General features: G+C 68.7%; 23 protein-coding genes. 9 read left to right on the forward strand and 14 right to left on the reverse strand.

What is annotated here, in order from left to right; all coding sequences use genetic code 11:
• Window positions 1-40: 40 nt before the first annotated feature.
• The 5 genes from AB0C01_RS25245 to AB0C01_RS25265 are packed head-to-tail and all read right to left on the reverse strand — an operon-like array spanning window position 41 to window position 5,453.
• Window positions 41-1,069: an isocitrate/isopropylmalate dehydrogenase family protein gene (locus tag AB0C01_RS25245; protein WP_357572273.1), complete on the reverse strand. Its 1,029-nt coding sequence runs from the start codon at window positions 1,067-1,069 to the stop codon at window positions 41-43.
• The gene (locus tag AB0C01_RS25250; protein ID WP_357572274.1) at window positions 1,066-2,235 is read right to left on the reverse strand and encodes a pyridoxal phosphate-dependent aminotransferase; all 1,170 of its coding nucleotides are present in this window, start codon (window positions 2,233-2,235) and stop codon (window positions 1,066-1,068) included. Before AB0C01_RS25250 ends, AB0C01_RS25245 begins: the two co-directional genes overlap by 4 nt.
• On the reverse strand, window positions 2,232-2,855 hold the full coding sequence (gene leuD, locus AB0C01_RS25255) for a 3-isopropylmalate dehydratase small subunit (RefSeq protein WP_357572275.1): 624 nt from the start codon (window positions 2,853-2,855) through the stop codon (window positions 2,232-2,234). Before leuD ends, AB0C01_RS25250 begins: the two co-directional genes overlap by 4 nt.
• A 7-nt stretch (window positions 2,856-2,862) precedes the next feature.
• Window positions 2,863-4,260 (reverse strand): 3-isopropylmalate dehydratase large subunit, encoded by a 1,398-nt coding sequence (gene leuC / locus AB0C01_RS25260; protein WP_357572276.1) that lies wholly within the window; start codon window positions 4,258-4,260, stop codon window positions 2,863-2,865.
• Complete coding sequence (locus tag AB0C01_RS25265) at window positions 4,257-5,453, reverse strand: pyruvate carboxyltransferase (protein WP_357572277.1); 1,197 nt, start codon at window positions 5,451-5,453, stop codon at window positions 4,257-4,259. The genes leuC and AB0C01_RS25265 overlap by 4 nt, the downstream gene beginning before the upstream one ends.
• A gap of 611 nt (window positions 5,454-6,064) precedes the next feature.
• Here AB0C01_RS25265 and AB0C01_RS25270 point away from each other — a divergent pair.
• A complete protein-coding gene (locus AB0C01_RS25270) occupies window positions 6,065-7,741 on the forward strand; it encodes a hypothetical protein (protein WP_357572278.1) in 1,677 nt (558 codons plus the stop codon).
• A 181-nt stretch (window positions 7,742-7,922) separates the two neighbouring features.
• On the opposite strand, the gene AB0C01_RS25275 is transcribed toward AB0C01_RS25270, so the two are convergent.
• The 5 genes from AB0C01_RS25275 to AB0C01_RS25295 form a co-directional block, all read right to left on the reverse strand.
• Window positions 7,923-8,267 (reverse strand): YnfA family protein, encoded by a 345-nt coding sequence (locus AB0C01_RS25275; protein WP_357572279.1) that lies wholly within the window; start codon window positions 8,265-8,267, stop codon window positions 7,923-7,925.
• 174 nt (window positions 8,268-8,441) lie between these two features.
• Complete coding sequence (locus AB0C01_RS25280; protein WP_357572280.1) at window positions 8,442-8,621, reverse strand: hypothetical protein; 180 nt, start codon at window positions 8,619-8,621, stop codon at window positions 8,442-8,444.
• Entirely contained in the window at window positions 8,605-9,051 is a 447-nt protein-coding gene (locus AB0C01_RS25285; RefSeq protein ID WP_357572281.1) for a MerR family transcriptional regulator, read from the reverse strand. The genes AB0C01_RS25280 and AB0C01_RS25285 overlap by 17 nt, the downstream gene beginning before the upstream one ends.
• Complete coding sequence (locus tag AB0C01_RS25290) at window positions 9,048-9,380, reverse strand: hypothetical protein (RefSeq protein ID WP_357572282.1); 333 nt, start codon at window positions 9,378-9,380, stop codon at window positions 9,048-9,050. The genes AB0C01_RS25285 and AB0C01_RS25290 overlap by 4 nt, the downstream gene beginning before the upstream one ends.
• Window positions 9,381-9,733: 353 nt before the next feature.
• Window positions 9,734-10,225: a hypothetical protein gene (locus AB0C01_RS25295; protein ID WP_357572283.1), complete on the reverse strand. Its 492-nt coding sequence runs from the start codon at window positions 10,223-10,225 to the stop codon at window positions 9,734-9,736.
• A 640-nt stretch (window positions 10,226-10,865) separates the two neighbouring features.
• Here AB0C01_RS25295 and AB0C01_RS25300 point away from each other — a divergent pair.
• The 4 genes from AB0C01_RS25300 to AB0C01_RS25315 all read left to right on the forward strand — a co-directional run bounded on the left by AB0C01_RS25300 (window position 10,866) and on the right by AB0C01_RS25315 (window position 17,879).
• Window positions 10,866-11,168, forward strand: a complete 303-nt coding sequence (locus tag AB0C01_RS25300; protein ID WP_357572284.1) for a hypothetical protein — start codon at window positions 10,866-10,868, stop codon at window positions 11,166-11,168.
• Window positions 11,158-12,228, forward strand: coding sequence for a site-specific integrase (locus AB0C01_RS25305; RefSeq protein ID WP_357572285.1), 1,071 nt, complete (start codon window positions 11,158-11,160; stop codon window positions 12,226-12,228). The genes AB0C01_RS25300 and AB0C01_RS25305 overlap by 11 nt, the downstream gene beginning before the upstream one ends.
• Window positions 12,229-12,653: 425 nt before the next feature.
• Complete coding sequence (locus tag AB0C01_RS25310; protein ID WP_357572286.1) at window positions 12,654-17,051, forward strand: AAA domain-containing protein; 4,398 nt, start codon at window positions 12,654-12,656, stop codon at window positions 17,049-17,051.
• Between the two features lie 9 nt (window positions 17,052-17,060).
• Window positions 17,061-17,879 (forward strand): hypothetical protein, encoded by an 819-nt coding sequence (locus AB0C01_RS25315; protein WP_357572287.1) that lies wholly within the window; start codon window positions 17,061-17,063, stop codon window positions 17,877-17,879.
• Between the two features lie 1,052 nt (window positions 17,880-18,931).
• On the opposite strand, the gene AB0C01_RS25320 is transcribed toward AB0C01_RS25315, so the two are convergent.
• The 3 genes from AB0C01_RS25320 to AB0C01_RS25330 are packed head-to-tail and all read right to left on the reverse strand — an operon-like array spanning window position 18,932 to window position 21,690.
• The gene (locus tag AB0C01_RS25320) at window positions 18,932-19,753 is read right to left on the reverse strand and encodes an S-methyl-5'-thioadenosine phosphorylase (RefSeq protein ID WP_357572288.1); all 822 of its coding nucleotides are present in this window, start codon (window positions 19,751-19,753) and stop codon (window positions 18,932-18,934) included.
• Between the two features lie 40 nt (window positions 19,754-19,793).
• Window positions 19,794-20,330, reverse strand: a complete 537-nt coding sequence (locus AB0C01_RS25325; RefSeq protein WP_357256129.1) for a hypothetical protein — start codon at window positions 20,328-20,330, stop codon at window positions 19,794-19,796.
• Window positions 20,323-21,690, reverse strand: coding sequence for a molybdopterin-dependent oxidoreductase (locus tag AB0C01_RS25330; protein ID WP_357572289.1), 1,368 nt, complete (start codon window positions 21,688-21,690; stop codon window positions 20,323-20,325). The genes AB0C01_RS25325 and AB0C01_RS25330 overlap by 8 nt, the downstream gene beginning before the upstream one ends.
• 117 nt (window positions 21,691-21,807) lie before the next feature.
• Here AB0C01_RS25330 and AB0C01_RS25335 point away from each other — a divergent pair, with 117 nt between their 5' ends.
• A complete protein-coding gene (locus AB0C01_RS25335; RefSeq protein ID WP_357572290.1) occupies window positions 21,808-22,869 on the forward strand; it encodes an NAD-dependent epimerase/dehydratase family protein in 1,062 nt (353 codons plus the stop codon).
• Between the two features lie 17 nt (window positions 22,870-22,886).
• Here AB0C01_RS25335 and AB0C01_RS25340 read toward each other — a convergent pair whose 3' ends face one another.
• A complete protein-coding gene (locus AB0C01_RS25340) occupies window positions 22,887-24,287 on the reverse strand; it encodes a hypothetical protein (RefSeq protein WP_357572291.1) in 1,401 nt (466 codons plus the stop codon).
• Window positions 24,288-24,432: 145 nt separating this feature from the next.
• Here AB0C01_RS25340 and AB0C01_RS25345 point away from each other — a divergent pair, with 145 nt between their 5' ends.
• Genes AB0C01_RS25345 through AB0C01_RS25355 form a run of 3 tightly spaced genes read left to right on the forward strand, consistent with a single transcriptional unit; the run spans window position 24,433 to window position 26,605 of the window.
• The gene (locus tag AB0C01_RS25345) at window positions 24,433-25,107 is read left to right on the forward strand and encodes a glycosyltransferase family 2 protein (RefSeq protein WP_357256137.1); all 675 of its coding nucleotides are present in this window, start codon (window positions 24,433-24,435) and stop codon (window positions 25,105-25,107) included.
• Window positions 25,104-25,916: a TIGR04282 family arsenosugar biosynthesis glycosyltransferase gene (locus AB0C01_RS25350; protein ID WP_357572292.1), complete on the forward strand. Its 813-nt coding sequence runs from the start codon at window positions 25,104-25,106 to the stop codon at window positions 25,914-25,916. The genes AB0C01_RS25345 and AB0C01_RS25350 overlap by 4 nt, the downstream gene beginning before the upstream one ends.
• Window positions 25,917-25,960: 44 nt before the next feature.
• On the forward strand, window positions 25,961-26,605 hold the full coding sequence (locus AB0C01_RS25355) for a class I SAM-dependent methyltransferase (protein WP_357572298.1): 645 nt from the start codon (window positions 25,961-25,963) through the stop codon (window positions 26,603-26,605).
• The last annotated feature ends 271 nt before the right edge of the window (window positions 26,606-26,876 follow it).

Raw genomic sequence — 26,876 nt, forward strand, 5'->3', positions numbered from 1 at the left:
CTGTGGATGCCCGGGGTGCGGAAGAACGTGTGGCGGCCGGTTACGTCAGTGCGGCGCGGATCGCCGCCCCGGCCTGCCGGGTGCTCAGGGACCCTCCGATGTCCGGGGTACAGCGGCCGGCTGTCACCGCTGTCGAGACTGCCGCTCGGATCGCGGACGCCTGCCTCGGCAGGTTGAGACCGTCGCAGAGCAGCGCCGCGCTGAGGATCGCGCCGATCGGGTTGGCCCGCCCTTGCCCGGCGAGGTCCGGTGCGCTGCCGTGCACGGGTTCGTACAGACCGAACCCGTTCTGCGGGTTCAGATTTGCTGAGGCGGCCATGCCGAGCCCGCCGACGAGCCCCGCAGCGAGGTCGCTGAGGATGTCGCCGTACGAGTTGTTGGTGACGATGACGTCGAAGGCCGACGGGTCGGTGACGAGGTTCATCGCTGCCACGTCCACGTACAGGTGCGAGCGTCTGATGTCCGGATGCCGCTGGGCCGCTTCCTGCCAGCACCGCTGCCAGAGCTGCCCGCCGTGGCGCACCGCGTTCGACTTGTCGACCATGCAGACCGACTCACGGGCGATGGAGAACGCGTAGTCGAGCACCCGAGAGATGCCGAGGTGGGTGCTGACCTCGTCGTCGATGGCCATCTCGTCGGGGGTGCCGCGGCGCAGTGTGCCGCCGAACCCGGAGTACAGGCCCTCGGAGTTCTCCCGGACGATCACGCAGTCCACCTGGCGGCGCCGCTCGTCGCGCAGCGGGCTCAACCGCGGATCCCACAGGTACGCGGGCCGGTGGTTCACGTACAGGTCCAGCTCGAAACGCATCCGCAGGAGGACGTCGCGACCGTAGTCCGGCGTCCGCACCCGGGGGTCGCCGATGGCGCCGAACAGCGCCGACGTGGCGTTCCGTACCCGTTCGACGTCCTGCTCCGACATGCCCCGGCCGGTCGCCAGGTACGTGTCGGCGTTGACGTGGTCGAGGACGTCGAAGTCGAGACCGAGCTGCATGTCGTCGAGCAGCGTGACGGCCTCTGCGGTCACCTCGGGCCCGATGCCATCGCCAGGTATGACGGCGATCGTGGTCATCGACTACTCCAGGCGAAATCGGGGCTCAGCCCGGTGAGGCGGTGCTCGGCGGCGTCCAACTGGGCGGCCGGCTTGTTGAAGGCGATCCGGACGAACCCGGAATCCGCGTCCCGGTCGTGGAGGAACAAACGACCGGGAGCGACGAGTACGCCGTATTCGGCCGCGAGCCGGTGCACGAACGTCTGACAGTCCGCACGCCCGTACGGACCCAGCTCGGCGGTCACGTAGCAGCCGCCCTGCGGCGAGTGGCAGTCCAGCCCGGCGCGGCGGAAGATGCGCACCGCCCTGTCCCGCAGCGCCTGCATCTCGGGCCGGGGGTTCCAGCCTGCTCCACCGAGCAGTCCTGACCGTGCGACGGCCTGCTGCAGAGGCGCGGCGGTGCCGCCGGTCAAACCCATGTGCACCTTGCGCAGCGCCTGCGTGACAGCTGGCGCGGCGCGCAGGAAACCGAGCCGCCAGCCGCTGATGGCGTACGTCTTCGACAGGCTACCCACGACGATGCTGCGCTCCCGCAGGCCCGGCACGTCAGCGGCGGAGATGTGCCTCCGACCGTCGAAGACGTACGCCGCGTACGCCTCGTCGGAGATGACGAAGAGGTTGTGGCGCTCACACAGGTGCGCGACCTGCGCCCACTCCTGCTCGTCGAGGACGCGGCCGGTCGGGTTGTTCGGAGAGTTGAGCAGGATCGCCCTGGTACGAGGCCCGATCGCGGCCTCGAGTTCCGCGACGTCCCAACGCCACTCGGGCGCGTGGACGCGCACGAACCTCGGTGTCGCCGACGCCATCGCGATCGCGCTGACGAAGTTCTCGTAGAAGGGTTCGATGACGACGATCTCGTCGCCCGGGTCGAGCAGGGTCAGCGTCGCCACGCTGAGCCCTTCGGACGCTCCCACGGTGACCGTGATTTCGGTCTGCGGGTCGGCGGGTGTCGCGAACGACCGCGCGAGCGCTACACGCAGGTCGGCGTTGCCGCGCGGATCGGCGTACTGGTTGTGCCCCTCGCCGGCGGCGACACCGGCCTGCTCGATGATGGCCTGCGGCGGTCGTGGCCAGCCGGGGGTTCCCACCGCCAGGTTGACGGCGGCACCGCCCGGAGCGGCCTCGGTCAGCTTGCCCAGGCCGCTGACGGGAATGTGCCGCAGCCGACGAGACCCCGCGAATGTCACTGTGCGCTCTTTTCGCTCACCGGACGACGGCCGCGCGGGATCTGCGGCAGCCAGTGCGACCGGGCCCGCTCGTAGACGGCGATGTCGGCGTCGCTCTGCAGGGTGACCTCGATGTCGTCGAGGCCGTTGCGCAGCAGCCAACGCGCCCGCTCGTCGACGGTGAACGACCACGTGGCCGCCCCGGCGGTCACCTCGCAGTCGTCCAGGTCGATGCCGATGTGAAAACCGGGATCGGCCTCGCTGCGATTCAGCAGCAGCTCGACGGTGTCGGCCGGTAGCACCACCGGGAGCAGCCCGTTCCGGAGTGCGTTGCGGGTGAAGATGTCGCCGAACCGGGAGGAGATGACGGCGACGAACCCCCAGTCGCGTAGTGCCCAGACCGCGTGTTCCCGGGAACTGCCCGTGCCGAAGTTCGTGTCGGCCACCAGGATCGTCCCCGCCACGTACTCGTGTCGGTTGAGGATGAAGTCGGGATCTGCGCGCCACCGCGCGAACAGGCCCTCGGCGAGGCCGTCGCGGGTGATGCGTTTGCAGAACTCGGCGGGGATGATCTGGTCGGTGTCGACGTTGCTGCGGCGCAGCGGTACGGCGCGGCCGGTGTGCGACGTGAATGGCGTCATTGGTCTCTCACGCTAGGTCGTTCGGAGTGGCGAATCGGCCGACCACGGCGGTCGCCGCCGCGACGGCCGGCGAGACGAGATGGGTACGCGCGCGGTTGCCCTGGCGTCCCTCGAAGTTGCGGTTCGAGGTGGATGCGACCCGCTCGGTGCCGTCGAGGCGGTCGGCGTTCATGCCCAGGCACATCGAGCAGCCCGGTAGCCGCCACTCGGCGCCCGCGTTCAGGAAGATTTCGTGCAGGCCCTCCTGCTCGGCCTGCGCCCGGACGGGACCGGAGCCCGGCACGACGAGCATCCGCACACCGCCGCTGATACGCCGGCCTTGCAGGACCGCTGCGGCGGCCCGAAGATCCTCGATCCTGCCGTTGGTGCACGACCCGACGAACACCGTGTCGACGTCGATGTCCCGCATCCGCCGCCCGGGCCGCAGGTCCATGTACTCCAGCGCCCGCTCGGCAGAGGCCCGCTCCGCCGGATCACCGAACGACTCCGGCGCGGGCACACAACCGTCGAGGGAGACCGTGTGCCCGGGATTCGTACCCCACGTCACCTGCGGCGCCAACGTGGCAAGGTCGATCTCGACGACCCGGTCGAAGACCGCCGTAGCGTCGGTCACCAGCGACCGCCAGTCCGACACCGCGTCGTCCCAGGCGTTCCCCGACGGTGCGTACGGCCGGCCGGTCAGGTACGCGAGCGTGACCTCGTCCGGTGAGATCATCCCGGCGCGGGCTCCGGCCTCGATGCTCATGTTGCACAACGTCATCCGGGCTTCCATCGACAACGAGCGGACCGCGGCGCCCCGATACTCGATGAGGAAGCCCTGAGCGCCGTTCGTGCCGATCTGGGCGATCATCGCCAGGGCGATGTCCTTCGCCGTCGTGCCCACCGGCGGCAGCCCCACGAACTCGACCGCCATCGTCCTGGGCCGGGGGACCGCGAGCGTCTGGGTGGCGAAAACATGCTCGACGTCACTGGTGCCCACGCCGAACGCCAGGGTGCCGAGCGCACCATGGGTCGACGTGTGGCTGTCGCCGCAGACGATCAGCATGCCCGGCTGTACCAGGCCCAACTCGGGACCGACGACGTGGACGATGCCCTGCCGGCCGTCGCCGAGCGAGTACAGCTCGATGCCGTGCTCGGCGCAGTTGCGGCGAAGGGCCGCGAGCTGCGACTGTCCGCCGTCGTCGGCGAGCAGCAGCGAATGGGTGGGGACGTTGTGGTCCTCGACCGCCAGGGTCAGATCCGGGCGGCGCACCCGGCGCCCCGACAGACGCAGGCTCTCGAAGGCCTGCGGTGACGTCACCTCGTGCGTGAGGTGCAGGTCGATGTAGAGCAGGTCCGTTCGCTCGTCCACGGCGCGGACGACGTGGCGCTGCCACAGCTTCTCGGCCAACGTCAGGCCGCTCATCGGGCGCTCAGCGCGTCGGCGGCAGTCAGGGCGAGCGCGTCGAAAATCTCCTCGCGCAGGACGTCCAACTCGACGCAGTCGCCACCGGCCCGGCCGTTGACGTATGTCTCGAACAGCGCGGTGACCGTGGCCTCGTCCATGACGAGCCCGGCCTCAGACAGCACGTGACGCACGATGGCGCGCCCGGAGTGGCGGGCCACGAGCAGGGACGTCTGGCGGCCGAATCGGGCCGGCCGCACGTACTCGTAGGTTGTCGGGTTCTGCAGGATGCCCTGCTGGTGGATCCCGGCTGCGGTGGCGAAGGCGAACGCGCCGACGATTGCCTTGTTGCGGGGTTCCTCAAGCCCGATGGCCCGCCGCAGCGCCGAGTAGGCGTCATGCAGCGCCTCGGTTTTGACGTCCGTGTAGGCGCCCACCTGGTCGCTCTTGTACGCGAGGAGCGCGACGACCTCCTCCAGCGCGGTGTTGCCCGCCCGTTCACCGATGCCGCCCAGGGTGACCTGAACCTCGTCGGCTCCCGCCTCGATACCGGCGACGGTGTTCGCCAGCGCCAGCCCGAAGTCGTTGTGACAGTGCACCGAGACCTTCCTGGGTGCCGGCACCCAGTTCCGGACGGCGGCAATGAGGTTGCCGAACTCCTGCGGGGTCGCGCAGCCCGTCGTGTCGCCGATCGCCACGCACTCGGCGCCGGCCTCCAGGCTGGTCGCCACCGTGTCGGCGAGGAGATCACGGGAGCCGCGGGTGGCGTCCTCGACCGCCACCGAGACATGCCGGACGCCCAGGGACAGCGCGAAGTCGACAGTGTCCCGAAGCTCGCGCAACGCGGTCTCCCGGGTGATCCCGCGCTTGTGCTCAAGGTGGATCTCACTGCCGGTGGCGAGCACCTGGATCTGGTGGTTCTGGGTGCCGGCGGCCTCGACCGCGACCTCGACGTCGGCGCGGGTGGCCCGGCAGAACGTCGCGACCTGGGCGGTCGTGAGGTTCCTGGCGATCAGGCGCGCCGCGCGGAAGTCCGTCGGCGACGATGCGGGAAAGCCGGCCTCGATGACGTCCGCGCCGAGCGTCTGGAGCCGCAGGGCGAGGTCGAGCTTCTGCTCCGCGGTCATGGCGTTGCGCGGCGCCTGTTCGCCGTCGCGCAGGGTCGTGTCGAATATCGAGATACGGCGAGGTGTCGGGGGGTCGGACGTGGTCACACTCGATCCTTTGTGCACATCGATCGGTATTGGCTGAATGGTGGCCGCTCATGGGTGGTGTGTTCGGCGAGGCCAGAGTCAGTATGGGCTGATAGCGCGATCTGCCAGCACCATGTCCACGCGTTCTTAACGTTCAGCGAGCCGTTCTTAACGCGATTTGCACGGCCCGCCCCGGCGGGTTCGTCAAGGGTGCGTGCGGCCGCTGACAGCCGTCCGATTCGTCGCCTGATTCGACCCGGTATCACGCTCGGTGAGAATTCCAGGTGGCACGGGCAGGGCGTTAACGCCGCCATCGATGCCCGAGGAATCTGCCGCCGAGTATCAGTGCTCGGTCGCGTTGAGAACGTGTTAAGAAATGCCTGCCGACCGTTATGAAGGCGTAGTTTCCGGGTCGGCTGGTTGTGCGTCCGACCCATACTGGCTGTTCGTCGAGCACCCTGCACCGTACGGGTGCTCAGCGCGTCAACCCGCCTGCCCGCGCCTGCCCGCGCCTGCCCGCGCGTGGCCGCCCCGCCCTGTTGATTCCGGAGCTTCCCACGTGAGGGCCGCCATCCAATCAGCGAATTCGCGAGCGGCTTCCCGTAGCACTCATAGAGATCTGAGAGTTCGCCATGATGAGCCTTGAGCCAGTCGAAGAGCTGGTCACCGCCACCGACACTCGATACACCTGGTCCTACCCCGTCGACAGTGCGGTCTCGCAACTGCGGACGAAGAAACTCCAGACGGTCTGGTATGTGGGGCTCCCGCTGACCTCCGCGCACCGAGGCAGCCACTCAGGCGGCGGCGCCCTGATCGACGGTGCGGGGGACCAGGCGCGCTACGCGAACGAAGGCACGGTCTACCCGCACTCGGCGCTGGTCGAGATGATCACCTATCAGGCCAGGTGCTTCCCCGACCTGGACTGGCAGTACCTGGACATGAGCCACCTCGGCTGGGAGGACATGCGCGCGAAGATCCACGCGGATCCGCCTGATGTCGCCGCGTTCACGGTGTACTCGTCAACCGCGATGTGGGCGTACGTGGTCGCCGCGGAGATCAAACGAGTGAACCCCGACGCCGTGGTCGTCTTCGGCAACGACCACGCCGGGATCCTGCACCGCGAAGTCCTCACCGGGACCTACGGATCCAAGGTGGTGGACTTCGTCTGCACGGGAAACAACGGCCCCTTCACCATGATGGGACTGCTGTCCTGGCTGCACGGGCAGCTGGACATCGCGCGAATCCCGTCCCTGGCATACCGCGGCGCCAGCGGAGAGGTCTGCAACCAGCCCGCGCCCACCTACCCGCTGTCCGAGCGGATGCTTCCCGACTACCGGCTCATCGAGGACGTGCTGGAATCCCAGTACGACGACGCGTTCAAAGTCTGGTACGCGTCGCACTACGACCTGAAGCGCATGGTCACCCTACCGCTGGACGGCGGCTGCAACTGGGGCAGGCGCCCCACACGCCGCTGCCTGCACTGCTCCATCCAAGGTCTGACTCCCAAGACCACCACGGTCAGCACGGCGGTGTCGACCCTCGAAGTGCTGGTCGGCCAGTTGAAGTCCAACGTCTACGCGGCCGGCGACTCGACAATGGGGATGTCGCAGAGCCAATGGGGCGGCGGCACCTCGTTTCTGGACGACCTGGCCGCTGCCTGCGCCGAGTCGGAAGTCCTGCGGGGTCAGCGGTTCATGCTCGCCTACGGACTGATCTACGAGTTCCTTCAGTCGGCAGAGCTCTGCAAGGGATTCGTGAAAACCTGGAACGTCGGACTCGAAGCCTTCGACCCCAAGCTCCTGAAAGGCAACTCGAAAGGCATCAACAAGGGCCCGGACAGAGTCTTGGAAGCGTTGGAGTTGGCCAGGAGTCTCGACTACAAGATGTACCTCTCCGGCATCCTCGGCCTGCCCGGCACCACCCTAACGCAACTCAAGGAGGAGGTGGAGAACTGGCTTTCCATCGCGGAGACCTACGCGGGCTCGATCACGACCATCTCCGTGGCCGCGCCGGCGATCATCCCCGGGTCTCGCATGTACCGGGACGCCTTCAAGCAGCACTCCGCCGTCCGGGAATGGCACGGCGAAATGATCCCCATCAGAAAGCTCTCCGAACTCTACATTCGTGAGAACACCGAAGTTGAGCTGGCGGACGTCGAAGCCGCCCTCGCCGAACTCGGGCGCGGCGTCATCTCGCTGGACAACGCGGGCGCGAACATCAAGTTCGGCGGCTACATGCTGGGAGGCGTCGATCACGAGGAGACGTACGAGGAACGCCTGCTGCAGGAGATCTTCGCTGAGTTGCGGTAAACCGTCGGCCGCGCGACGCCGAATGAGGATACGAAGACCGAACGATGATTCCTGGCCCTGATCGACCTCGACACACCCACGCCTGATCCGGCTGCGTTGCCCCGTGTCTCTCACTCAAGAAGGGGCGCACGTGTTGCTGTGAGTGCCTGCTGCAGTCGTGCGGGGCCGATGGTTGCCCTGGTCAGGACCCGCCTGCGGACCGTGGCGCGTACATGATCAGGGCGACGCCGATCAGGCAGATGCCGGCGCCGATGACGTCCCATCGGTCGGGCCGGAACTTGTCGACGATCACGCCCCAGGCGAGGGATCCGGCGACGAACACGCCCCCGTAGGCGGCGAGGATGCGCCCGAAGTTCGGGTCGGGCTGGAAGGTGGCGACGAATCCGTACGCACCGAGGGCGATCACTCCGGCGGCAATCCACCACAGGCCGCGGTGCTCACGCCAGCCCTGCCAGACCAGCCACGCCCCGCCGATCTCGAACAGGGCGGCGACGATGAACAGCAGGATCGAGCGGACGACGGTCATCGGTGGACCGTACCGGGCTGCCCGCGGCACGCGGTCATACCGGTGATTCGGCCGAGCATCCGCATCCGCAGCCGCAGCCGCATCCGCAGCCGCAGCCGCTTCCGCCGACGCAGCCGCCGCGGTAAGAGCGGCGAATCACCCACCACCAGGCGCCGCCGGCGAGGGCGGCGAGAGTCACGGCGACGCCGGGCAGCCACGCGCCGGCGGCGGCCCAACCGGCGCCGGAGCGGATCCCGGCGGCGAGCAGCAGCGGATGGCGCAGCAGGCCGCGCAGGCCAGCCCAGCCAGGCCGGTCAGGCCGAAGGGCAGCCCTCGGCGGGCCCGGGCAGCGATCTGGTCAACGGTCTTCGGCATCGGGGACTCCTCCGACGGCGATGGTGGCGAACGGGATGGGGCAGCACGGCTGTCCGGCGCACGCGACGAGGTCGTCGCAGCCAGCGTCCACCGCGGCCCGCAGTGTGCCGGCGATGACCTGCAGGTCGGCGATCTTCGCCTCGACCTCGGCGAGCTTTGCTTGGGCGCGGACGCGCAGGCCGGCGTCGGGGTGGCGACCGTGACGGTGTCGGCCCGCGTCGAGCAGGTCGGCGACCTCGTCGAGGGTGAATCCGAGTCCCTGCGCCGCCTTGATAACCCTCAGCACGATGACCGCTTCGGCCGGGTAGAGGCGATGCCCACCGAGGGTGCGCTCTGGTTCGGCGAGCAGGCCGCGGCGCTCGTAGTAGCGCAGTGTCTGCGGGTTCACTCCGGCTGCTGCGGCTACCTGGCTGCTGCGCAGCCCGTTCACGCCGTCATCCTGGCGGCGGCCCGGTGCGCGAGCGCGTCGAGGATGTCGACGTGCGCGGCCGGCACCTGCACGGCCAGGCGTAGCGCGTCGGCGTCGCGGTTGATGGTGAAGGTGAAGAACGAGCAGCACGAGCTTTCCCGGTCGGTCAGGTCCCGGGCGCTCGCCTCGGCGGTCAGGTCGAGGCGCCACCGCAGTTCGGTGGGGGACAGCCGCTGCTGCTCGAGCAGGGCGGTGGTGAACAGGTCGTCGAATTCGGCCAGCCGCAGTGGCCGTTGCAGGCTCGGCAAGGTGCACGCTTCGGGTGCCCACGTCTGTTCATCGGTGGTCATACCGATGACGGTAAGCCTGTACCCGGGTACCGGATGCAAGCCCAACGCCCGGCGGGCCCGACAAAGTCGTCGTGGCGCCCCAACCAGCCCCGTCGCCGTAATAGCAGCCTGGCGCACGTCCGGTCGACAGGAACGCGGGCATGTTGTCGTCGCCTCACCTATAACGGTTAGGTTCTCAAGGGCGGCGGCGGATCTTGGCTAGGCGCTGTTCGTAGCTCATCACGCTGTCTCGTCTGAGCCAGTAGACGTTTGGCTGGCGGGCCGACGCCAGTGCGCAGATCCGGGCCAGGTTCAGCTGCACCAGCTCGATAGGGGATTGCGCGAGGGCGAGGAGTCCTCGGGGTGAGCCGGTCTTACGTGCCAGCGGCGATGTCAACGGCGAGGGCGAGGAGGGCTGTGATTGTTTGGAGGATGGCGAGGGCCAACGCACACAAGGCGATCCGGGCTTCAAGCGTCATGCGCTTGCCAGGCGTCTCAGCTACCAGTGGTAGCGCGACGCTGTGAGCAGCTGCCTGCGCCGGGTATAGCGGCAGGGGCGCGAACGACGGCGGGACGATGTGCAACCGGTAGAGCCACGGATCGAGCCAGCTAGCCGCACCCAGGTGGCGAACCCATGCCACCAACTTCTGCCGCTTGTGTTTCCGGCAGCCGACGAGAATCTTGCCGTCCTTCGTGCACGGCTTCCTGGTGGTCTTGGTCAGGACGAGGCACTTGGCTTCGATCCTGAAGCCGAAGTAGTAGCACACGTACAGAAAGAGACCCGCCGAGCAGAACAGGATGCAGACGACGTTCTCCCAGAAGGTGGGCTGCGCGACGGGCTCCGAGTTCGCTGCCAGGAGAAGCACGACACTGCAATCTACAGCAGGCAACCAACTAGGTTCGGACCGTGACGCGGGTGATTGGCTACGGCGGGCCGTGCTTCCTCGGTCCGGGCGGGTCGCACCTCAGGCCGCAGTGCCTCCAGTCGCTGTGACTCCATCACAGTCCACGCCCGGGACCATGCCCTTTCGAGCTCCGTAGCGCCGTTGTTCCCTCCGACCGGACTTTGATACCCCGATCTGGAACCACATTTTGGTCGATGCGAGCTGGTACGCCAGCAGACCTAGGGCGTCGTTGTGGAGCTGGGGGAGCGGCAGGTACGCGAAGGCAAGGGCACGACCGTCTAGCGCACGACCCCGAGACCATCGCCGCGTCCCTCGCCCACATAGCCGGCAAGCTCGGCTTCCCGGACGGGGGAGTGTAGGCAAGGAGCAACTTGTGCAAAGCCACCACTGGGTCGGGTAGGCCGGCGGTTGTCCCGTCATGACACGCCTTACCCGAGTAGTTGAGCAACTCGTCCGTCCGCTGGTCCCTAAGTCCCTGCCCGCCAGCCCAACCCCATTCCCGGTGCCGATGCCCGCGCTACCTGACCGGGTCTCCCCGTCGGCACCCACCGGCCCCTCCGAGTTGCTGCTGTGGATGGCTCTTCCCGCACGCTGCGGCCGCGTGACCGCGCAGCACCTCCTGCGCGCACTGAACTGGGACCCGGAGCACCGCCTCGACATTCAGTCCCACCAGGCAACGATCATCGTCGCCCCTGCTGACGACGGCCGGTATCAGGTGGGCAGCCGAGGCGAGCTGCCCCTGCCGGCGAGTGCCCGGCAGATGTGCCAGATCGAGCCCGGCCAGCCTGTACTCCTGGCCGCCTTCATCACGCATGACCTGCTCGTCGTGCATCCCGTCAGCACCGTCGCCCGCCTCCTCACCGACCTGCACCACCAGCTGGCAGGAGGCGACAGTGACCGCTGACCCGTCTGCTGTCGCCGCCGCACACCAGGTCCTGGCCCACCTGGGCGTCACCGTGGCCGACCTCCAAGCCCACCCCAGCGCCCGGGCCGCCCTACCCACGGTCGCGGAGTACCTGCCGCGCGTTCTCGCCGCAGCCGGGCCTGGAGCACGCCGCACGTACGGCACCTACTGGGAACGAATGGCCGCTACCTGGCCCGACCGACCGTTGGACGGCGTCGCCGCCAGCGACATCGAGGCCTTGAAACAGGTGATGATTGCCAGCGCGGTGTCGCGGCGCAACAGCCGCAACGGCCGGCACGCCGGCGAGCACGTCGTCGCCGCCGCCCGCGCCTTCTACACCCGGGCCATCGCCGATGGTCTGATCGACGCCTCCGCCAGCCCCGCCCACCGGGTCGCGAAACCCCGACGCCTGCCCAGCACTCGCCGCGCCCTGACCCCACACGAGCTGGAAGAAATCAATATCGAGGCTCGTACCGGCGGCAACGACGTCATCCTCGACGCACTGGTCCTGCGCCTGCACACCGAAACCGCCTGCCGCCGCGGCGGCGCACTGGCCCTGCGCCTGGTCGACCTGGACACCATTAACGGACTCGTCCGCCTGACCGAGAAGGGCGCCACCATCCGGTGGCAACCGATCACCCTCGACCTCGCCGAACACCTGCACGAGCACGCCCGCGCCCGCGGCGCGGTCCTGCTCACCGACGCGCTCCTACGCACCCGTGCCGGCCAACCGATCACGAGCCGCCGCTACGACCACCTGTGGAAACGCCTCGGCGAGCGCCTGCCGTGGGTCGCCGTGCACGGGGTGTCCACACACTGGCTGCGCCACACCACGCTCACCTGGGTGGAACGCCACTTCGGCTACGGCATCGCCCGCGCCTACGCCGGTCACACCGATAGCCCTGGATCCTCCACCACCACCTACATCAAGGCTGATCTGCACGACGTGGCCAACGCACTGTCGGCCATGACCGGCCAACCCCATCCGCTGGCCCGTCTGGCAGATCACACCGACCGGTGGTCGCAGGCGAGCGGCGCCGTCTCACCCACGACCGAGTAAGGGATGGGGGCCGCGTGCGGCGCTCCGGGCCAGACGGCTCCGGGGTCACCGCACGCGGCGAGGCCCCGCAAGGCACGCTCTACTGAACACAGCGTCGAATCTGCTCTACTACACTGCCTCGGGGTGGACCGTGACGGAACCGCACGAAGGAAGTCGGGCAATCCGACCTCATCACCACCGCAGTCCGCATGAGGGGCGCCGTACCCATCGGGTCCCGGCCGGCCTCCCCGGGCAAAGTGGGGCCAGCCGTCGACGACTTGCGCCCTGTCCACTGGTGGAGTCGCTAGATGTCGCCCTTCTGGCAGATGGTTGCCTTCAGTAGTTGATTGCGTGCATCCTGTTGGGCTGGGCGAGCCCGAGGAGGCAGAGTGCCGGACCCCGTGTCCCCGACAAGTCCTACCGTCAGACGTCTGACCCAAGGTCTCGTGGCACACCTGCTCGCGCAGGTCAAGAGCAGCGAGCGGCCGAATCGCGACGCGATCGACGAGGCCAACACCTACTGGTTTCGTAGGCTGCCCCAAGACAACGCGCGTTCCCGCGGACCGGTCATCATGCAGGTCGCCTACCCTCCGCCACCGGAACCACCTGTACCCCCAACAGCGCTTCGTGACCTGCTAGACGGTACGGAGTACGGCAATGCCGAAGGTCCGCCACTCCAGCTCGTGACGAACGACAGTGGGCGCGCAGCGACAGGTCCGGCAATTTCCGATTCCCTTCGGCGGGAGTACGAGGACTGGCTCGCCGTGTGGACGACGTGGGCCGAGCAGGAGCGCCGCGTGGGGGAGCAGCGCGCGACCTACACCTACCTGGAGCGACTTCAGCGCCTGGCACAGCAACGCGGCGATGCCGAGGAGCTTGTGCTGGGTGTCGGTCTCCTTACCTCCAGCGTCGCTGGCCGCTGGGCTGTTCGGCGGCACCTGCTGGTCTGGAACGCCGCTATCGTTGAGGACCCGGCGACCGACAGCCTGCAGGTCGCCTTGTCCCTCGACCGGCGGATGAAGATCGAGGACCAAGACTTTCTCACGTCACAGGACGGATACCGCGCCAAACCCTTCGAATCTCCTTGGTTCGATACGGGAGCGCAGCTGCACCCCTTTTCGCCGGAGGTGGTGCGCCTACTGCAACTCTGGCGGCGCCGTTGCTGGGACCGTGCTCTCCACCTTGCTGACGACCGGTGGGAACCTCCGCTCCTCGACGAGGCCGACACGACACGGCTGACCCTCGCCCCAGCCCTGTTCCTCCGCCGCCGTGACCGGAAGGGACTGGAGCGGGTCTACCGCACCATCGCTGACAGCCTTGAGGACGCGGAATCTCCTACCCCCCTCGGGCTGGCGCAACTCGTGACCCCGATCGAGGCAACGGAACGCTGCAATTGGCTCAAGGGCGCGGGACGGGATCGCCCGGTCAACAGCGACGACCCGCTGTTTCCTCTCGCCAGTAACCGAGAGCAGCGCAGGGTGCTGGCCAAGCTCAGCGACGACACGACCGTCGTCGTGCAGGGCCCACCAGGCACGGGCAAGACACACACGATCGCCAACCTCATCTGCGCGCTGCTCGCCGACGGCCAGAGGCTGCTCATCACGAGCCAGAAGGACCAAGCGCTGCGCGTGCTCCGCGAGAAGTTACCCGAGTCGGTGCGGCAACTGTGTGTACTCATGACGGGCATGCAACGGACAGGAACAGACGAACTCGACCGCAGCATCACCGCGCTGTCGGAGCTGTCCTCCACGATCACCGTCGACGAGCTACGTAGCGACATCACCCAACTTCGGCAACAGCGCACCAGCCTGAGCGCTCAGCTCGAGCAGACGATCCGGGGTTTGGGCGTGATCCGCGAACAGGAGTACACGATTCACCCGCCGATCGCCGCTGGCTATGGCGGCACGCTCGCGCAAATCGTCGAACAAATCAACGCCGGCCGCGATCAGCACGGCTGGATCGAACCCCTACCCACCGGCGCCTGCGGGGATGCGCCCCTGTCGAACGACCAGGCCCAACAGTTGTGGCAGCTTCTCACCTCCGCCACACCAGAACGCGCCGCACGAACCCAGCAGTTCATTCCCGACCCCGACCAGGTTCCACACGCCGCGGACGTCGCCGCCACGATCGCCACCATCGCTCACGCTGAGCGGATCCTCGGCGCCGACCACACCGCCACCGCCTGGTCACTCACCACCCTCGACGACGCCACCCTTGCTGAAATTCAGCGCCACGTCGCGGTTGCCACCGATGCCCTGGCATCCTGCGGCCTACCCGACGCGATCACTGACTGGGACCCCGCAGACTGGCGACGCAGAGCCGCCGAAGCGCTCCTAACCCGGCAAAGCCCGGCCTACTGGGAGGCCCTATTCGCCGAACTGCGAGAGGTGGAGCCCCACGTACGTGCCCTCACGGCGCTCAACGACTGCGACATCGACCTGGGCACCACACCCCTCACCGCAGCCCACCTCAGCCGCCTCTCGGGCCAGGCCAAGCGCCTGCGTAGGCACCTGGCCAATGGCCGACGCCTACGCCGCTACCTGCCCCCACGCGCCCAGCTCGACGCCACCGACCTGCTGCAAAGCTGCACGGTTGACGGCGCCCCGCCCGCCACCACCTCAGAACTGACCGCACTGTCCACCTTCCTTCAGGCCGAAACAGCCGTCACCACGGCTCTGGAAGCATGGGCCCAGGTCGGCGTTCCGACGTTCCACGGGCCGCTACGCCGTCGAGTCGCACATCTCCACGACATCTCACACAACGCCTCGGCCCTGCGCACGCTCGCCGCAGCGCGGGACACAGTGGAGCGCCTTCTACGCAGCCACGGAATCCGCTTCGCAGTCCGCAGCCCGCAAGATTGGGACCTCCTCGTCCGCATTGGCCGCAACCGAACGACTATCACCGGGGCACGGCAGGCGTCCGAAGCCATCACTGAGCTCACCAACAGAATGCAGACATGGCGCCGGAACCCAGACGTCGCCCCCGAAGCCGCCGAGCTCAGCGTTGCTCTTGGAAGCAGCGACATCGACCGTTACGCGGCGGCCCGCCGACAGCTTGATCTGGCCAGGAGCGACAAGGACTCACAACAGCGCTGCGAACAGCTGCTCCAGAGACTCGCCGCCGCCCACCCGGCACTCGCCACCCAGATCAGTGAGAACCTCAACGATCCAACCTGGGGACACCGCCTCAACGACCTCGAAGCGTCGTGGGCCTGGAGCGCAGCAGCGGCCTACCACCAGATGATCCGGCCAACAGATACCGAGCAGATCCACGAGCAGCGCATCGGCGATGTTGAACTAGAACTCAACCGCGTGACCGCAGAGCTAGCTGGTAAACAGGCTCTGCAACACTGCCTGGAACATATAACGGAAGAACAGCGTCAAGCTCTCCAGTCCTACAAGACCAACATGGGCGCCTACGGCCGAGGGCAGGGCAAGAACAAGGACCGGTACCTCACCGCAGCGTTCGAGGCGATGAAGAACGCCCAGCAGGCCGTCCCTGCCTGGGTCATGCCCCTATCAGCCGTGATCGACACCATCACGCCACGACCCAACGCCTTTGACGTCGTCATCGTCGATGAAGCCAGCCAAGCCAGCGTCGACAACCTCTTCCTTCTGTGGCTGGCACCACGAGTCATCGTCGTCGGCGACGAGAAGCAGTGCGCACCCGGTGCCAACTACCGAAACAACGACTCCGAGGCCGTGCAAGAGAGCCTAGACCGGCACCTAGCCGACATGGCCTTGAACCTGCGCAACGGTTTCCTCCCCACCTCGAATCTCTACGAACTCCTAGCCACCCGCTTCTCCGATGTCGTTCGACTCTCCGAACACTTCCGATGCATGCCCGAAATCATCGGATGGTCGTCTGCGCAGTTCTACGACGGCAGACTTATCCCACTCCGTCAGTTCGGGGCCGACCGCCTCGACCCCCTCAGAGTCGTGCAGGTCAACGACGCCATGGAAGAGGGACAACGGGCAACCCTGCGCAATCAGGTCGAAGCCAGCGCCATCATCGATCACGTTCAAAAGATCATCGACGACCCGATGTGCCGCAACAAGACCATCGGTATCATCGCGCTGCAGAGCGGCAAACAGACTCAGATCCTTGAGAAGCTGCTCTACGAGCGCATCGACCCGGCCGACATACGCCACCGACAAATTCGAGTTGGCCAACCACCCGACTTCCAAGGCGACGAACGCGACATCGTCCTGCTGTCCATGGTCGTGACGAAGGCCAGAACGGCTCTCACCGGCCGCACCGAGCAGCGTCGGTACAACGTCGCCGCCAGTCGCGCCCGTGACCAACTCTGGCTGTTCACCTCGGTGCCCCCTAACAGCCTGAATCCCACCGACCTTCGCCACTCCCTGCTGACCTACATGCTCCACCCTCCGGCGACCTTCACGGTCGATCCCGAGCTCGATGACGTCACCCCCGACACCCGCACCGAACCCTTCGCCTGCCTGCTGCAGCAACGCGTCTTCCTGGAGCTGCGGCGCCGCGGCTACGCCGTAGTCCCGCACTACCCCGTCGACCACCGAGCCATCGATCTTGTCGTCGTCGGCGACAACGGCCGGCTGGCCGTCGAGTGCGACACACCGTCGCGGTACCGACAACCCGAGCAGGTCCAGCAGGAACTACACCGCGAGCGAGAACTACGCCGAGCCGGTTGGCAGTTCATTCGTATCCGGGACAGCGAATACCTGTACGACCCCGCTGCCGCCCTCGAACCACTCTGGCAGCAACTACAGCAACGAGGCATCGAACCCCGTTCACTGCCCGCAGCACCACGCCAGCAGCCACGTTGGAGACCCACAACGCTGTCCGATGACGAAGACGACCTCTAGGAGACCCGCGTGCTCGAGAGTATCGACGACAACACCCTCGATGAGATCGCCCGAATCGCTTGTGGCGGCGACGACTTTCCCGTGTATCGGCGTGGGGCCGAGCTGCCCAAGCTTCTCCAACAAGCCGGCTGGGAGAACGTCGCGCCCTACAACGGCGAACAGCGCCGAAGCTGGCTCACCAACCAGCTCCGTCAACGTCGAGACACACCCGGGGCCATCGACGCGCTCGTCTGCCGCCTTGCTGACCGACGTGAGTACGTTCATCGCAACGAGCCCTTGGCCGCCGCCGAGGTCACCGAGCTACTCAACAGCATCCTCGCCATCGAAGGCTTCGAGATCGCACACAGCCAGGGGCGACCCGTCATTCGGCCCTACAAGCAGCCAGAGGACCAAGAGCAACAGTCACCAGACGTCATGCTCCACGTGGCCATGGCAGACATCGTCCGCGACGCCGACCTCGCGATCGTCCTTGAAAGTCGGCTCAACGAGGCACGTATCTGCGACCGCAACGGTGCCTACGCCAGCGCGATCATCATGCTCGGCAGCCTTCTGGAAGGCGTTCTCCTCGACGCCGTCAAGGCCCGCACGCCCAACGCACAAAAGCCTCTCGACAAGTGGACCCTGCACGAGCTGATCGAGACCGCCCACCATGAAAAGTGGATACAAGCCGACGTCCGCGGTTTCGCTGGAAAACTCCGCGAATACCGCAACCTCGTGCATCCCAACGCCCAGGTGAAGATCGGCCATGCTCCAGACCGCGATACTCTCAGCATGTGTTGGCCCGTGATCAACGCAGCCCTTAACGACTTGGCGGCCACCGCAACATGACACCGAGGCTGCGGCTGGCCGCTTGACGTACTCGACATGCCTCAAGAGATCCCGTGCGCCAGCGGGCCCCAGCCCTCGTCGGCCGGCTGACCAGCGCAGACATCGAACGAGGGCGGTGAACCTCGTGCACTGAGCGCCGAAGAATCCGACCGCTACGGCTGCCGGCACGTCGACCGGCTGAAGCGCGCCAAAGGCAGAAATGCTTAGCGGCGGCTCGCCGACGCCTGATTGAGCGGTCATAGGGGATAGCTGCACATTCATCTTGGCCAGTCGATGACGGGGCGAGCCGCTGCGCAAGGCATGTGGCCCAATGTGTCCGAGCTACCATTCATGCTCACGCGCAGTGATGTGGATTTGGGGATGGAACCAATCCTGGCCATGCCGTAACCTATGAGCATGTGCACCCCAGAATGGTGCACATATGGTGCGTACAAGAGTTCGAATCCCCCCTCGGACACCAGAGTTCATGGATATCCACGCGAGATCAACTTCCTCTCGCGTGGGGACGCGAGCCGCGACGACTCATATGTGCGCACCGACTCCAGGGAGCCGGTGCCACCTGCGCTGAGACCCTCGCCCTCGCGCTGGCGAGGGTCTAGGTGAATCGCGACCGACCGCACCCTCGCCGGCGACGATGTCCATCCCGTCAACCTATACCCGTAACGCATGGGTGAAGTCGCAGCGACCAAGACCGGCATCGTTTGTCGGCGGCCCGAGACGCCGCCGGACTGACCGACACTCGCATCACCCGCTTGGTGCCCACGCGTTCACCCATGGGGCTGAAGCGCGGCAGGTCGAGCCTTCCCGCCATCTGCCCTTTGGGTGTGTGGTGACGAGGCGGCGGCGCCTCACGGCGACGCGTGCAGCGGCAGGTTGCCGTCGCCTCTCGCCAGCACGGCACGTTCGTGGCAGCTCCCGGGGCGAACAGCTGCTGCGAACGGCGCGGGAAGGGCCGGTGGTGCCAGCCTTTCCCCGCGTTCAGCGCGTTAGCCAGCCACCGCGCTGGCGACAGGCTGCGAGCTGTTTGTCCTTCACCCGTCCTTCACCGTGTGTCAGGGCAGGGTGATCGGAAGCGGGACGCCCTCGTGGCCTCGCCCGCAGGCGCAGGTGGACGGGTCGGGCGGCAGTGCCGGAATGGCCTGGTAGAGCACCTCACGTAGTCGCTCGACGTTTGCGGCGAAGATGCGCAGCACCTCGGCGTGGCTGACTGCATTGGCCGCGTCGAGTCCGGCGTCGAGGTCGGTGACCAGGGCGATGGGGGTGTAGCACAGCTCGAGTTCACGGGCGAGGATCGCTTCCGGGTGCCCGGTCATGTTGATCAGCTGCCAGCCCTGGCGGGCGTACCACTGTGACTCCGCTCGGGTGGAAAAGCGTGGCCCTTCCACCACCACCATCGTGGCGCCGACGACGGGTTCGACCCCGATCTTGCGGGAGTTGGCGGCGACCGTGGCGCGCCCGTTCGGGCAGTACGGGTCGGCGAACGACGTGTGGACCGCACCGTCGTCGAAGTAGGTGCAGGCTCGTCCGCTGGTCCGGTCGACCATCTGGTCGGGGAGGACCAGCGCCCCGGGGGCCAGTGCCGTGGTGAGGGATCCGACGGCGCAGGGTGCGAGGATCTGGCGTACCCCGAGCGCGCGCAGTGCCCAGAGGTTGGCTCGGTAGTTGATGCGGTGCGGGGGGAACCGGTGGTCGGTGCCGTGCCGCGGCAGGAACGCCACCGAGCGGCCACCGACGGTGCCGACGGTGACCGGGTCGGACGGGCGGCCGTACGGGGTGGAAACCTCGACCGCCGTGCCGCCGGCTACCAGGTGGTAGAGGCCACTGCCACCGATCACCCCCACCTCGGCTTGGGGCAGTTCCGCGTACCTGGTCATGCTCGTGCCTTCCTGCGGACAGCGGCCGGGGATCACCCGTTCAACGCGCGGACCCGTCGACCCGTCGCCAGCGGATCTGCCGCACGAGGTACCAGACGCCGCTGACCAGGAACAGCGCGGCGGTGACTACCAGCCAGCGGGCCAGGTACGGATGCTGGTTCTGACCGGTGGCGGCGAGATAGGTTTCCTGGCCCTGCCGCAGGATGCCGGGGAGATACACCAGGAACAGCAGCCCGGTGGCGAGTGCCGGCACCCGGATGTGGTTCAACGGTGACGGCTGCCCCGCGCGGCCCGGTATCAAGTGGTGTGCAGCGGGCGATCGGCCATCCGGGCCGGCGGGGCCGGAGCGCCCGAGCGCGCCGCGCAGCACCCGGTCGGCTGACGCGTAGATCGGAAAGAGGACGAGGTCGTGGGCGACGGCCGCCCCGACGAACCAGAGCAGCATCCGGCCAGCCGTGGCCTCGTCGGCGAGTCGGAGCGCGACCCAGCCGGTGAGGGTGAAGCAGGCGATCAGGAGGACCAGGTGCTGGAGGGACGATCCGTAGGCCGCTCGGAATCGGGGGAGAGGCTCAGCCATCGACGCTGGTCCGGAAGGTGATCTCGGTGACCCATTTCGTGCAGTGCACGCCGGGCAGGGCGGGGACGATCACCCGGGCGGGGAAGCCGTGGTCGGCCGAGAGGTCGGCACCGTTGACCCGTAGAGCGAGTAGGGAGTCGCCGTCGAGGACCTGGTTGGCCTGGAGGATCGCCTGGTTGAACAACCCGGCCTTCTCCAGTGATCGCACCTGCGCCGACGCCGGATCGTCCACACCGACCAGGGCGGCGAGGTCACGCAGTCGTACGCCTGACCAGGTTTGTCGGGTCGACCACCCCTCCACGCAGGCGATCGGCAGGCGGGCGGTGTGCTGGCCCATGGCGAGCAGGCGGGGACGGTCGAGGGTGACGAGGCGATCGCCGCTCCGCACGGTCAACCGCCAGCGGTGCCCGGTCTCGTCCTTGGGGATGCCTGCCGCGGCGGCGGTGCGGTTGATCGGGAAGCCGTTCGGGCCGGTGCCGGGCTGACGTCCGCGGGGCAGTAGCAGCGCGGTGCGGCGCCAGGGTCCGTCGAGGGTCTGCCCGATCGTGAGGGCGCCGAGCAGCAGGGACAGACCACCGACCAGGGCTATCGTGCCGCGTCGGCTCATCGTCGGCGCGCCGGGTGCGGTGGCCACTAGGTCGTCCGGATCGGGTGGCTCGGGTCGGGTCGCGGCCAGCGGGGTACGCAGCTCAGCTTGCAGGGGCTCGTGCTGCCCGGGTCGGTTGCGGTCCCGCAGGGCCGGCCGGGATCGGAGTGCGCTGACCATCCGGGGCAGCTTCAGCGTCACGTGTGCCACGAACGCGGCGATGAAGACCCAGGCTCCGAAGTAGTGCGCGGTGTAGAAGTCGAAGCCGAACAGGTAGGCGTACTGGATGTTGAGTAGGCCGGTCGCAATCTCGAAGAGGATGCCACCAACCAGCAGGAGGAGGGACAGCCGTTCGAGCACCTGGGCCAGGGAGCGGGCCGGTGGCCAGCTGAAGAGTTTCGGGATCACCGACCACAGCTTCCCCAGCACCACGGGAATCAGGATGATGCCGAGCGTCACGTGCAACCCCTGGGTGACCCGGAACAGCCAGGACGGCCGAGTCGGCCAGTCGAATGGCGGCAGCCGTAACCAGCCCACCTCGCGGGGGAGGGCCTGGCCGAACTGGGGGCCGTAGGCGGCGTAGTCGAGCAGCCCGGTGATGATCACCAGCGGCAGCCCGAGGAGGAGCACGGCGCCGTAGACGGCGGTGAGCCACGGACCGCGCAGCGGGCTGCGCCAGCGGTCCCCGGCCAGGCCGCGGACTGGTGGAGGGTGCCGTTCAAGGGCACGCCACCACCGCTGCGGGAAACCCGTCGGCCGGTCCGTCACACCCATACCACGGGACGCTAGACGCCACAGGTGCCCGATCTGGTGCATTCCGGCGATACCGATCGCCTGGCAAGGCGGGTGAAATGACCGCGCCCCGGCCGAGTGCCGTCTACGGTCACCGGGATGCGGGTACTGCTCACCGGCGCGGCCGGTTTCATCGGATCGCAGATCGCCGACCTGCTCGTCGCCGAGGGTCATGACCTGGTGGCGCTCGACGCGTTGCTGCCGCAGGCACACGGCGGGGAACTCCCCGAGTGGTCCCGGCGGCACGACCCGGTGGTCGGTGACGTCCGGGACGCCCGCCTGCTGGACCGGCTTCTGGCCGGTGTGGACGCGGTGTGTCACCAGGCGGCGATGGTGGGGCACGGGCTGGATCCGTCCGACGCCCCCGACTACGTCAGCCACAACGACTACGCCACGGCGGTGCTGCTCGCCGCGATGCACCGCGCCGGCGTGACCCGGCTGGTGCTGGCGAGCTCGATGGTCGTCTACGGCGAAGGTCGGTACGTCTGCGCGACGCACGGCGCCGTGCGGCCCGCCGCTCGCAGCGTCGCCGACCTGGCCGCCGGCCGGTACGAGCCAACCTGCCCAGGCTGCGCGGGCACCCTCTCGCCCGCTCTGGTGCCTGAGGACGCGCTACTCGAGCCGAGAAGCACGTACGCGGCCACCAAGCTTGCCCAGGAACACCTCGCTGCCGCGTGGGCGCGGCAGACCGGCGGGAGCGTCTGGGCGTTGCGCTATCACAACGTCTACGGCCCCCGGATGCCCCGGGACACCCCGTACGCGGGGGTTGCCTCGATTTTCCGGTCCGCGCTGGCGGCGGGTCTGCCGCCGAGGGTGCTGGAGGACGGACGGCAGCGCCGCGACTTCGTCCACGTCACCGACGTCGCCCGGGCCAACCTGCTGGCGTTGACCGCGGCGCCACCGCGCGGCCTCGTGCCGGTCAACGTCTGCTCCGGCGAACCGCACACGGTCGGTGAGCTGGCCGTCGCCCTCGCCGAGGCGATGGCCGGGCCGGCGCCGCTGATCGCCGGTGGCGGCCGGGCGGCCGACGTCCGACACGTGGTCGCCGACCCCCGACGGGCGGCGGAACTGCTCGGCTACACCGCCCGGGTCGGGTTCGCCGAGGGCGTGGCCGCCTTCGCCACGGATCCGCTCCGGGAACCGGCCGCCCTCACCGTCTGAGACCGTCGCCCTGCGGATCAGGAGACCGTCCACAGCAGGTGGTTGACCGCGAGGGCGGTGACCACCTGCCCGGCCAGGCAGACCCGTCGGGCGGGCGGTGGCAGGTGGGCGGCGGCCACCAGCAGCCAGACCACGAACGGTAGCCAGATCCGTTCCACCTCCGCCTTGCTCAGCCCGGACAGGTCAGCCGCGCCGACCGCCAGCACGGCGGCCAGCGGCAGCAGCACCGTGGGCCCAGCTTCCCGCAGGGCGATCATCCCGGCTCGGTCCGGCGCGCGCCATCGCATCGCAACGGTCCGCGCCGGACCGGCCGACGCGAGCGCGCTCCGGCGCAGCGCGGGCCCGAGCACCGGGCCGGCGCAGAGCAGAAGCGCCGCCAGGTTCGCCCACACCCAGTAGCCGTACGGGCGTTCTGCGGCCCAGCCCTGGTGATACCGCTCGACCACCAGGTGGTAGCCGTCCAGCCACCAGAAGCCGGCCAGGGTGAACGCGGCCACCACCGTGCCGACCCCGGCCACTGCCACGAGCAACGCCGACCACCGGTCCCGCAGGCGCAGCGCCACCACCGCCAGGGCCAGGGCCCCGGCCAGCACGAAGCCGTACGACAGGTAGAGGGCGAAGCCGAGCAACAGGCCCCCGACCGCGGCGGCGACCAGTCCGCGCACCGCCAGCAGGGCCAGGCCCGCCGCGACCACCCCGGTGAAGATGCCGTCGGCTGAGACTCCCACCCAGATCGCGCCGGGCAGCAGTACCAGGAACGGCAGCACGTCACGGGCCGCCTGCCCCGCACCGAGCGCCCGCAGCGTCACCGGCACCGACACGGTCACCGTCGCTCCCACCAGCACGCATGCCAGGGCGGCGGCGGTGGAACCGCCGAGGCCGATCCGGTCCAACCCGACGAAGACCAGCAGAGCCCCCGGTGGATGGCCGGCGGTGTGGGTGGACCACGCCTCCGGCTGGAAGTCGAGAATCCGGGCGCTGAAGCCGGCCAGCATGGCCTTGACGTCGGTGACCCGGGGCACCTCGTGCAGGTATTCAGCCTGCGGGGTGAGTCGCCGGGTGAAACCGGCCGACCAGCCGTCCACCAGCGCCAACGACATCGTCCAGGCGACCGCCGCAAGGTAGGCCGCGACCAGCAGCCGCCCCCACCCGGCGGTCCGCGCCCACCGCACGCCCCAGCCGAGCACCCCGGCGGCGACCAGAAGCGCGGCCGGCGTGCCCCAGCCCAGGTGCGGACGCCAGGTGGCGTAGAGCGGCGCGGCGTCGGCGTGCAGACCGACACCGCGCGCGTTGAGCAGCAGCCCCACCGCCACCGCGGCGGCGACCAACGCGACCTCGACGCCGAGCACCACCAGGTCGGCGTCGACGCGTCGGGCGGGCACTTCCGGTCCCCGCCGCTGGGGCGCGAGCACTTTCATGACCACCGGACGGTACGGCCATCGCTGGCCCGGTGCTGCGGGAACGGGCAGGACACCACCGTTCGGTGCGGGAGCGACGCTGGCAAGGATGCTGATGGTCCGATTTAGCCCATCTCGGGCGGCTTGGCGTCCTAGCGTTTCCGGTATGCCATCACCGATCGACGTGGTACTGCCGTGCCTCGACGAAGCCGCGGCACTACCCGGCGTCCTGACCGCCCTGCCACCCGGTTACCGGGCGATCGTGGTGGACAACGGCTCCCGGGACGGTTCACCGGAGGTCGCGGCCCGGCACGGCGCCCGGGTCGTCCACGAAGCGCGCCGGGGCTACGGCGCGGCCGTACACGCCGGCCTCGAGGCTGCCGAGGCCGAACTGGTCTGTGTGCTCGACGCCGACGGCTCCTTCGACCCGACACAACTCCCGGAGCTGGTCGAGCCGGTGGCCAGCGGATCGGCCGATCTGGTGGTCGGTCGTCGTCGGCCCGTCACCGCCGGCGTCTGGCCGTGGCATGCCCGCGCCGGCACCGCGCTTGTCGCGGCGCTGCTGCGGCACCGGGGCATACCGCTGCGCGACCTCAGCCCGATCCGGGTGGCCCGCCGCGACGCGCTGCTCGGCCTCGGAGTCACCGACCGCGCCTTCGGATACCCGTTGGAACTACTCATCCGCGCCGCCGCCGCGGGCTGGCGGATCCGGGAACTCGACGTGCGGTACTCCCACCGCGCCGCCGGCACCCGGTCGAAGGTCTCCGGCTCGGTACGCGGCACGCTCCGCGCGACCCGCGACTTCGCCGGGGTCCTGCGCACTGTGGAGCGATCGCGGTGACCGTCCTGCTGGTGATGGCGAAGGCACCCGTGCCCGGGACGGTGAAGACCCGTCTCTGCCCACCGGCCAGCCACGTCCAGGCGGCCCGGATCGCCGCCGCGGCACTGCTGGACAGTCTGGACACCGTACGCGCCACACCCGGCGTGACACCCGTCCTCGCCCTTGACGGTCGGCTGGCCGACGCCGAGGAAGCCGCCGAGCTGACCGCCGCGATCGACGGCTGGCAGATCCTGCCGCAGCGCGGCACCAACCTCGGCAACCGTCTCGCCAACGCCCACGCCGACGTGGCGGACGCCTACCCGGGTCGACCGGTACTCCAGATCGGCATGGACACGCCACAGCTCACGCCGGCGCACCTCGACGACGCTGTCCACCGCCTCACCCTGAGCGACGCCGTGCTCGGCCCCGCCGTCGACGGCGGGTGGTGGGCGCTGGGTCTGCACAACCCCCGGCACGCCGCCGTGCTGGCGACCGTGCCGATGTCCACCGCATCGACCGGACGCCACACCATCGCGGCCTTACGCCAGCGCGGTCTGCGCGTCGAATCCCTACCCCTGCTTCAAGACGTCGACGAGTGGGCTGACGCCCTGGCGGTGGCCGCGTCGACTTCCGGCGATGCGTCGGGGTGGTCCACCGACGTGATTGCGGACGGTTGTCCTGGGCGGGCCGCGGCAGTCCTGCCCGGGCGGTCCGAGGGCGAAGACGCGGTCCACCCGGAGGCCCGACCGGAGCAGCACGGTAACGGCGGCCGCTTCGCGCGTCAGGTCGCGGCGGTCCGGCGCAGCCTGACGCTCGGAATCCCACGGTGAACCGCAGCGTACGCACCAGACCGGCCGACGCGTTCGCCAGCGCGTTGCGGTGCCGCACCGACGACCACTGGCTGGTGCACGGCGACAACGGCTGGCGCAGCCGCCTACCGGTACGCCGGTGGCACGGCCCCGCCGAGCCGGCGGTGGCCGCACTCGTCGCCCGGTGCACCGGGCCGACCCTCGACCTGGGCTGCGGTCCAGGCCGACTCACACTGGCCCTCACCCGGGCCGGACTGACATCGGTCGGAGTCGACATCTCCGCGCACGCGGTCCACCTGACCCGAGCCCGAGGCGCGATCGCCCTCCAGCGGGACATCTTCGCCCCACTGCCCGCAGAAGGGCGCTGGGCGCATGTGCTCCTGATAGACGGAAACATCGGCATCGGCGGTGACCCCGTCACCCTCCTCGGCCGGTGCCACGACCTGCTGCGCCCCGGCGGCACCGTGCTCGTCGAACTCGAACCACCAGGTCCCGGATTGTGGCGCGGTCAGGCCCAACTGGCCATTCAGGCCGCCTGCGGTAGTTCGCGCCTCGGGCCACCGTTTCGGTGGGCCCGGCTCGACACCATGGCGGTCACCGGCGTGGCCGCTGCCGCCGGGCTCACTGTCCGCGAGGTGTTCCGCCGCGATCGTCGCTGGTTCGGCGAGTTGGACACGGACAGCTCTGGCGCTGTCAACCCAAGGAAGTGAGGTCAGTGCCGGCGAACGTCTGCTCGGCGGTCCGTCGGTCGGGCGTAGGGGCAGGCCCAGCCGTGGGGAAGCCCGCAGGGTGGGCGGGAAAGATGTGACCCAGCAACACCTCGGCCGGTGATCACCACGGGGTCGACCCGGTAGAGATCGCTGCCGGGCGGGCCAGCCATCGGCGGGCCGACCATCGGCGGGCCACCCATCGGCGTCAAGCTGGCCGAGGGCGCCGAGGAGACGGTGGCCCGTGCCACCGACATCCTCGGCATGGACATCA

Source organism: Micromonospora sp. NPDC048905, from assembly GCF_040649655.1.
Classification (GTDB): domain Bacteria; phylum Actinomycetota; class Actinomycetes; order Mycobacteriales; family Micromonosporaceae; genus Micromonospora.

Coding starts and splice junctions, on each gene's coding strand:
- leuC (WP_357572276.1), bottom strand. CDS start 4,260: ATGAGCGGCCTGACGTTGGCCGAGAAGCTGTGGCAGCGCCACGTCGTC.
- AB0C01_RS25245 (WP_357572273.1), bottom strand. CDS start 1,069: ATGACCACGATCGCCGTCATACCTGGCGATGGCATCGGGCCCGAGGTG.
- AB0C01_RS25320 (WP_357572288.1), bottom strand. CDS start 19,753: ATGACCAGGTACGCGGAACTGCCCCAAGCCGAGGTGGGGGTGATCGGT.
- AB0C01_RS25345 (WP_357256137.1), top strand. CDS start 24,433: ATGCCATCACCGATCGACGTGGTACTGCCGTGCCTCGACGAAGCCGCG.
- AB0C01_RS25330 (WP_357572289.1), bottom strand. CDS start 21,690: ATGGGTGTGACGGACCGGCCGACGGGTTTCCCGCAGCGGTGGTGGCGT.
- AB0C01_RS25270 (WP_357572278.1), top strand. CDS start 6,065: ATGATGAGCCTTGAGCCAGTCGAAGAGCTGGTCACCGCCACCGACACT.
- AB0C01_RS25325 (WP_357256129.1), bottom strand. CDS start 20,330: ATGGCTGAGCCTCTCCCCCGATTCCGAGCGGCCTACGGATCGTCCCTC.
- leuD (WP_357572275.1), bottom strand. CDS start 2,855: ATGACGCCATTCACGTCGCACACCGGCCGCGCCGTACCGCTGCGCCGC.
- AB0C01_RS25280 (WP_357572280.1), bottom strand. CDS start 8,621: ATGCCGAAGACCGTTGACCAGATCGCTGCCCGGGCCCGCCGAGGGCTG.
- AB0C01_RS25335 (WP_357572290.1), top strand. CDS start 21,808: ATGCGGGTACTGCTCACCGGCGCGGCCGGTTTCATCGGATCGCAGATC.
- AB0C01_RS25340 (WP_357572291.1), bottom strand. CDS start 24,287: ATGAAAGTGCTCGCGCCCCAGCGGCGGGGACCGGAAGTGCCCGCCCGA.
- AB0C01_RS25290 (WP_357572282.1), bottom strand. CDS start 9,380: ATGACCACCGATGAACAGACGTGGGCACCCGAAGCGTGCACCTTGCCG.
- AB0C01_RS25275 (WP_357572279.1), bottom strand. CDS start 8,267: ATGACCGTCGTCCGCTCGATCCTGCTGTTCATCGTCGCCGCCCTGTTC.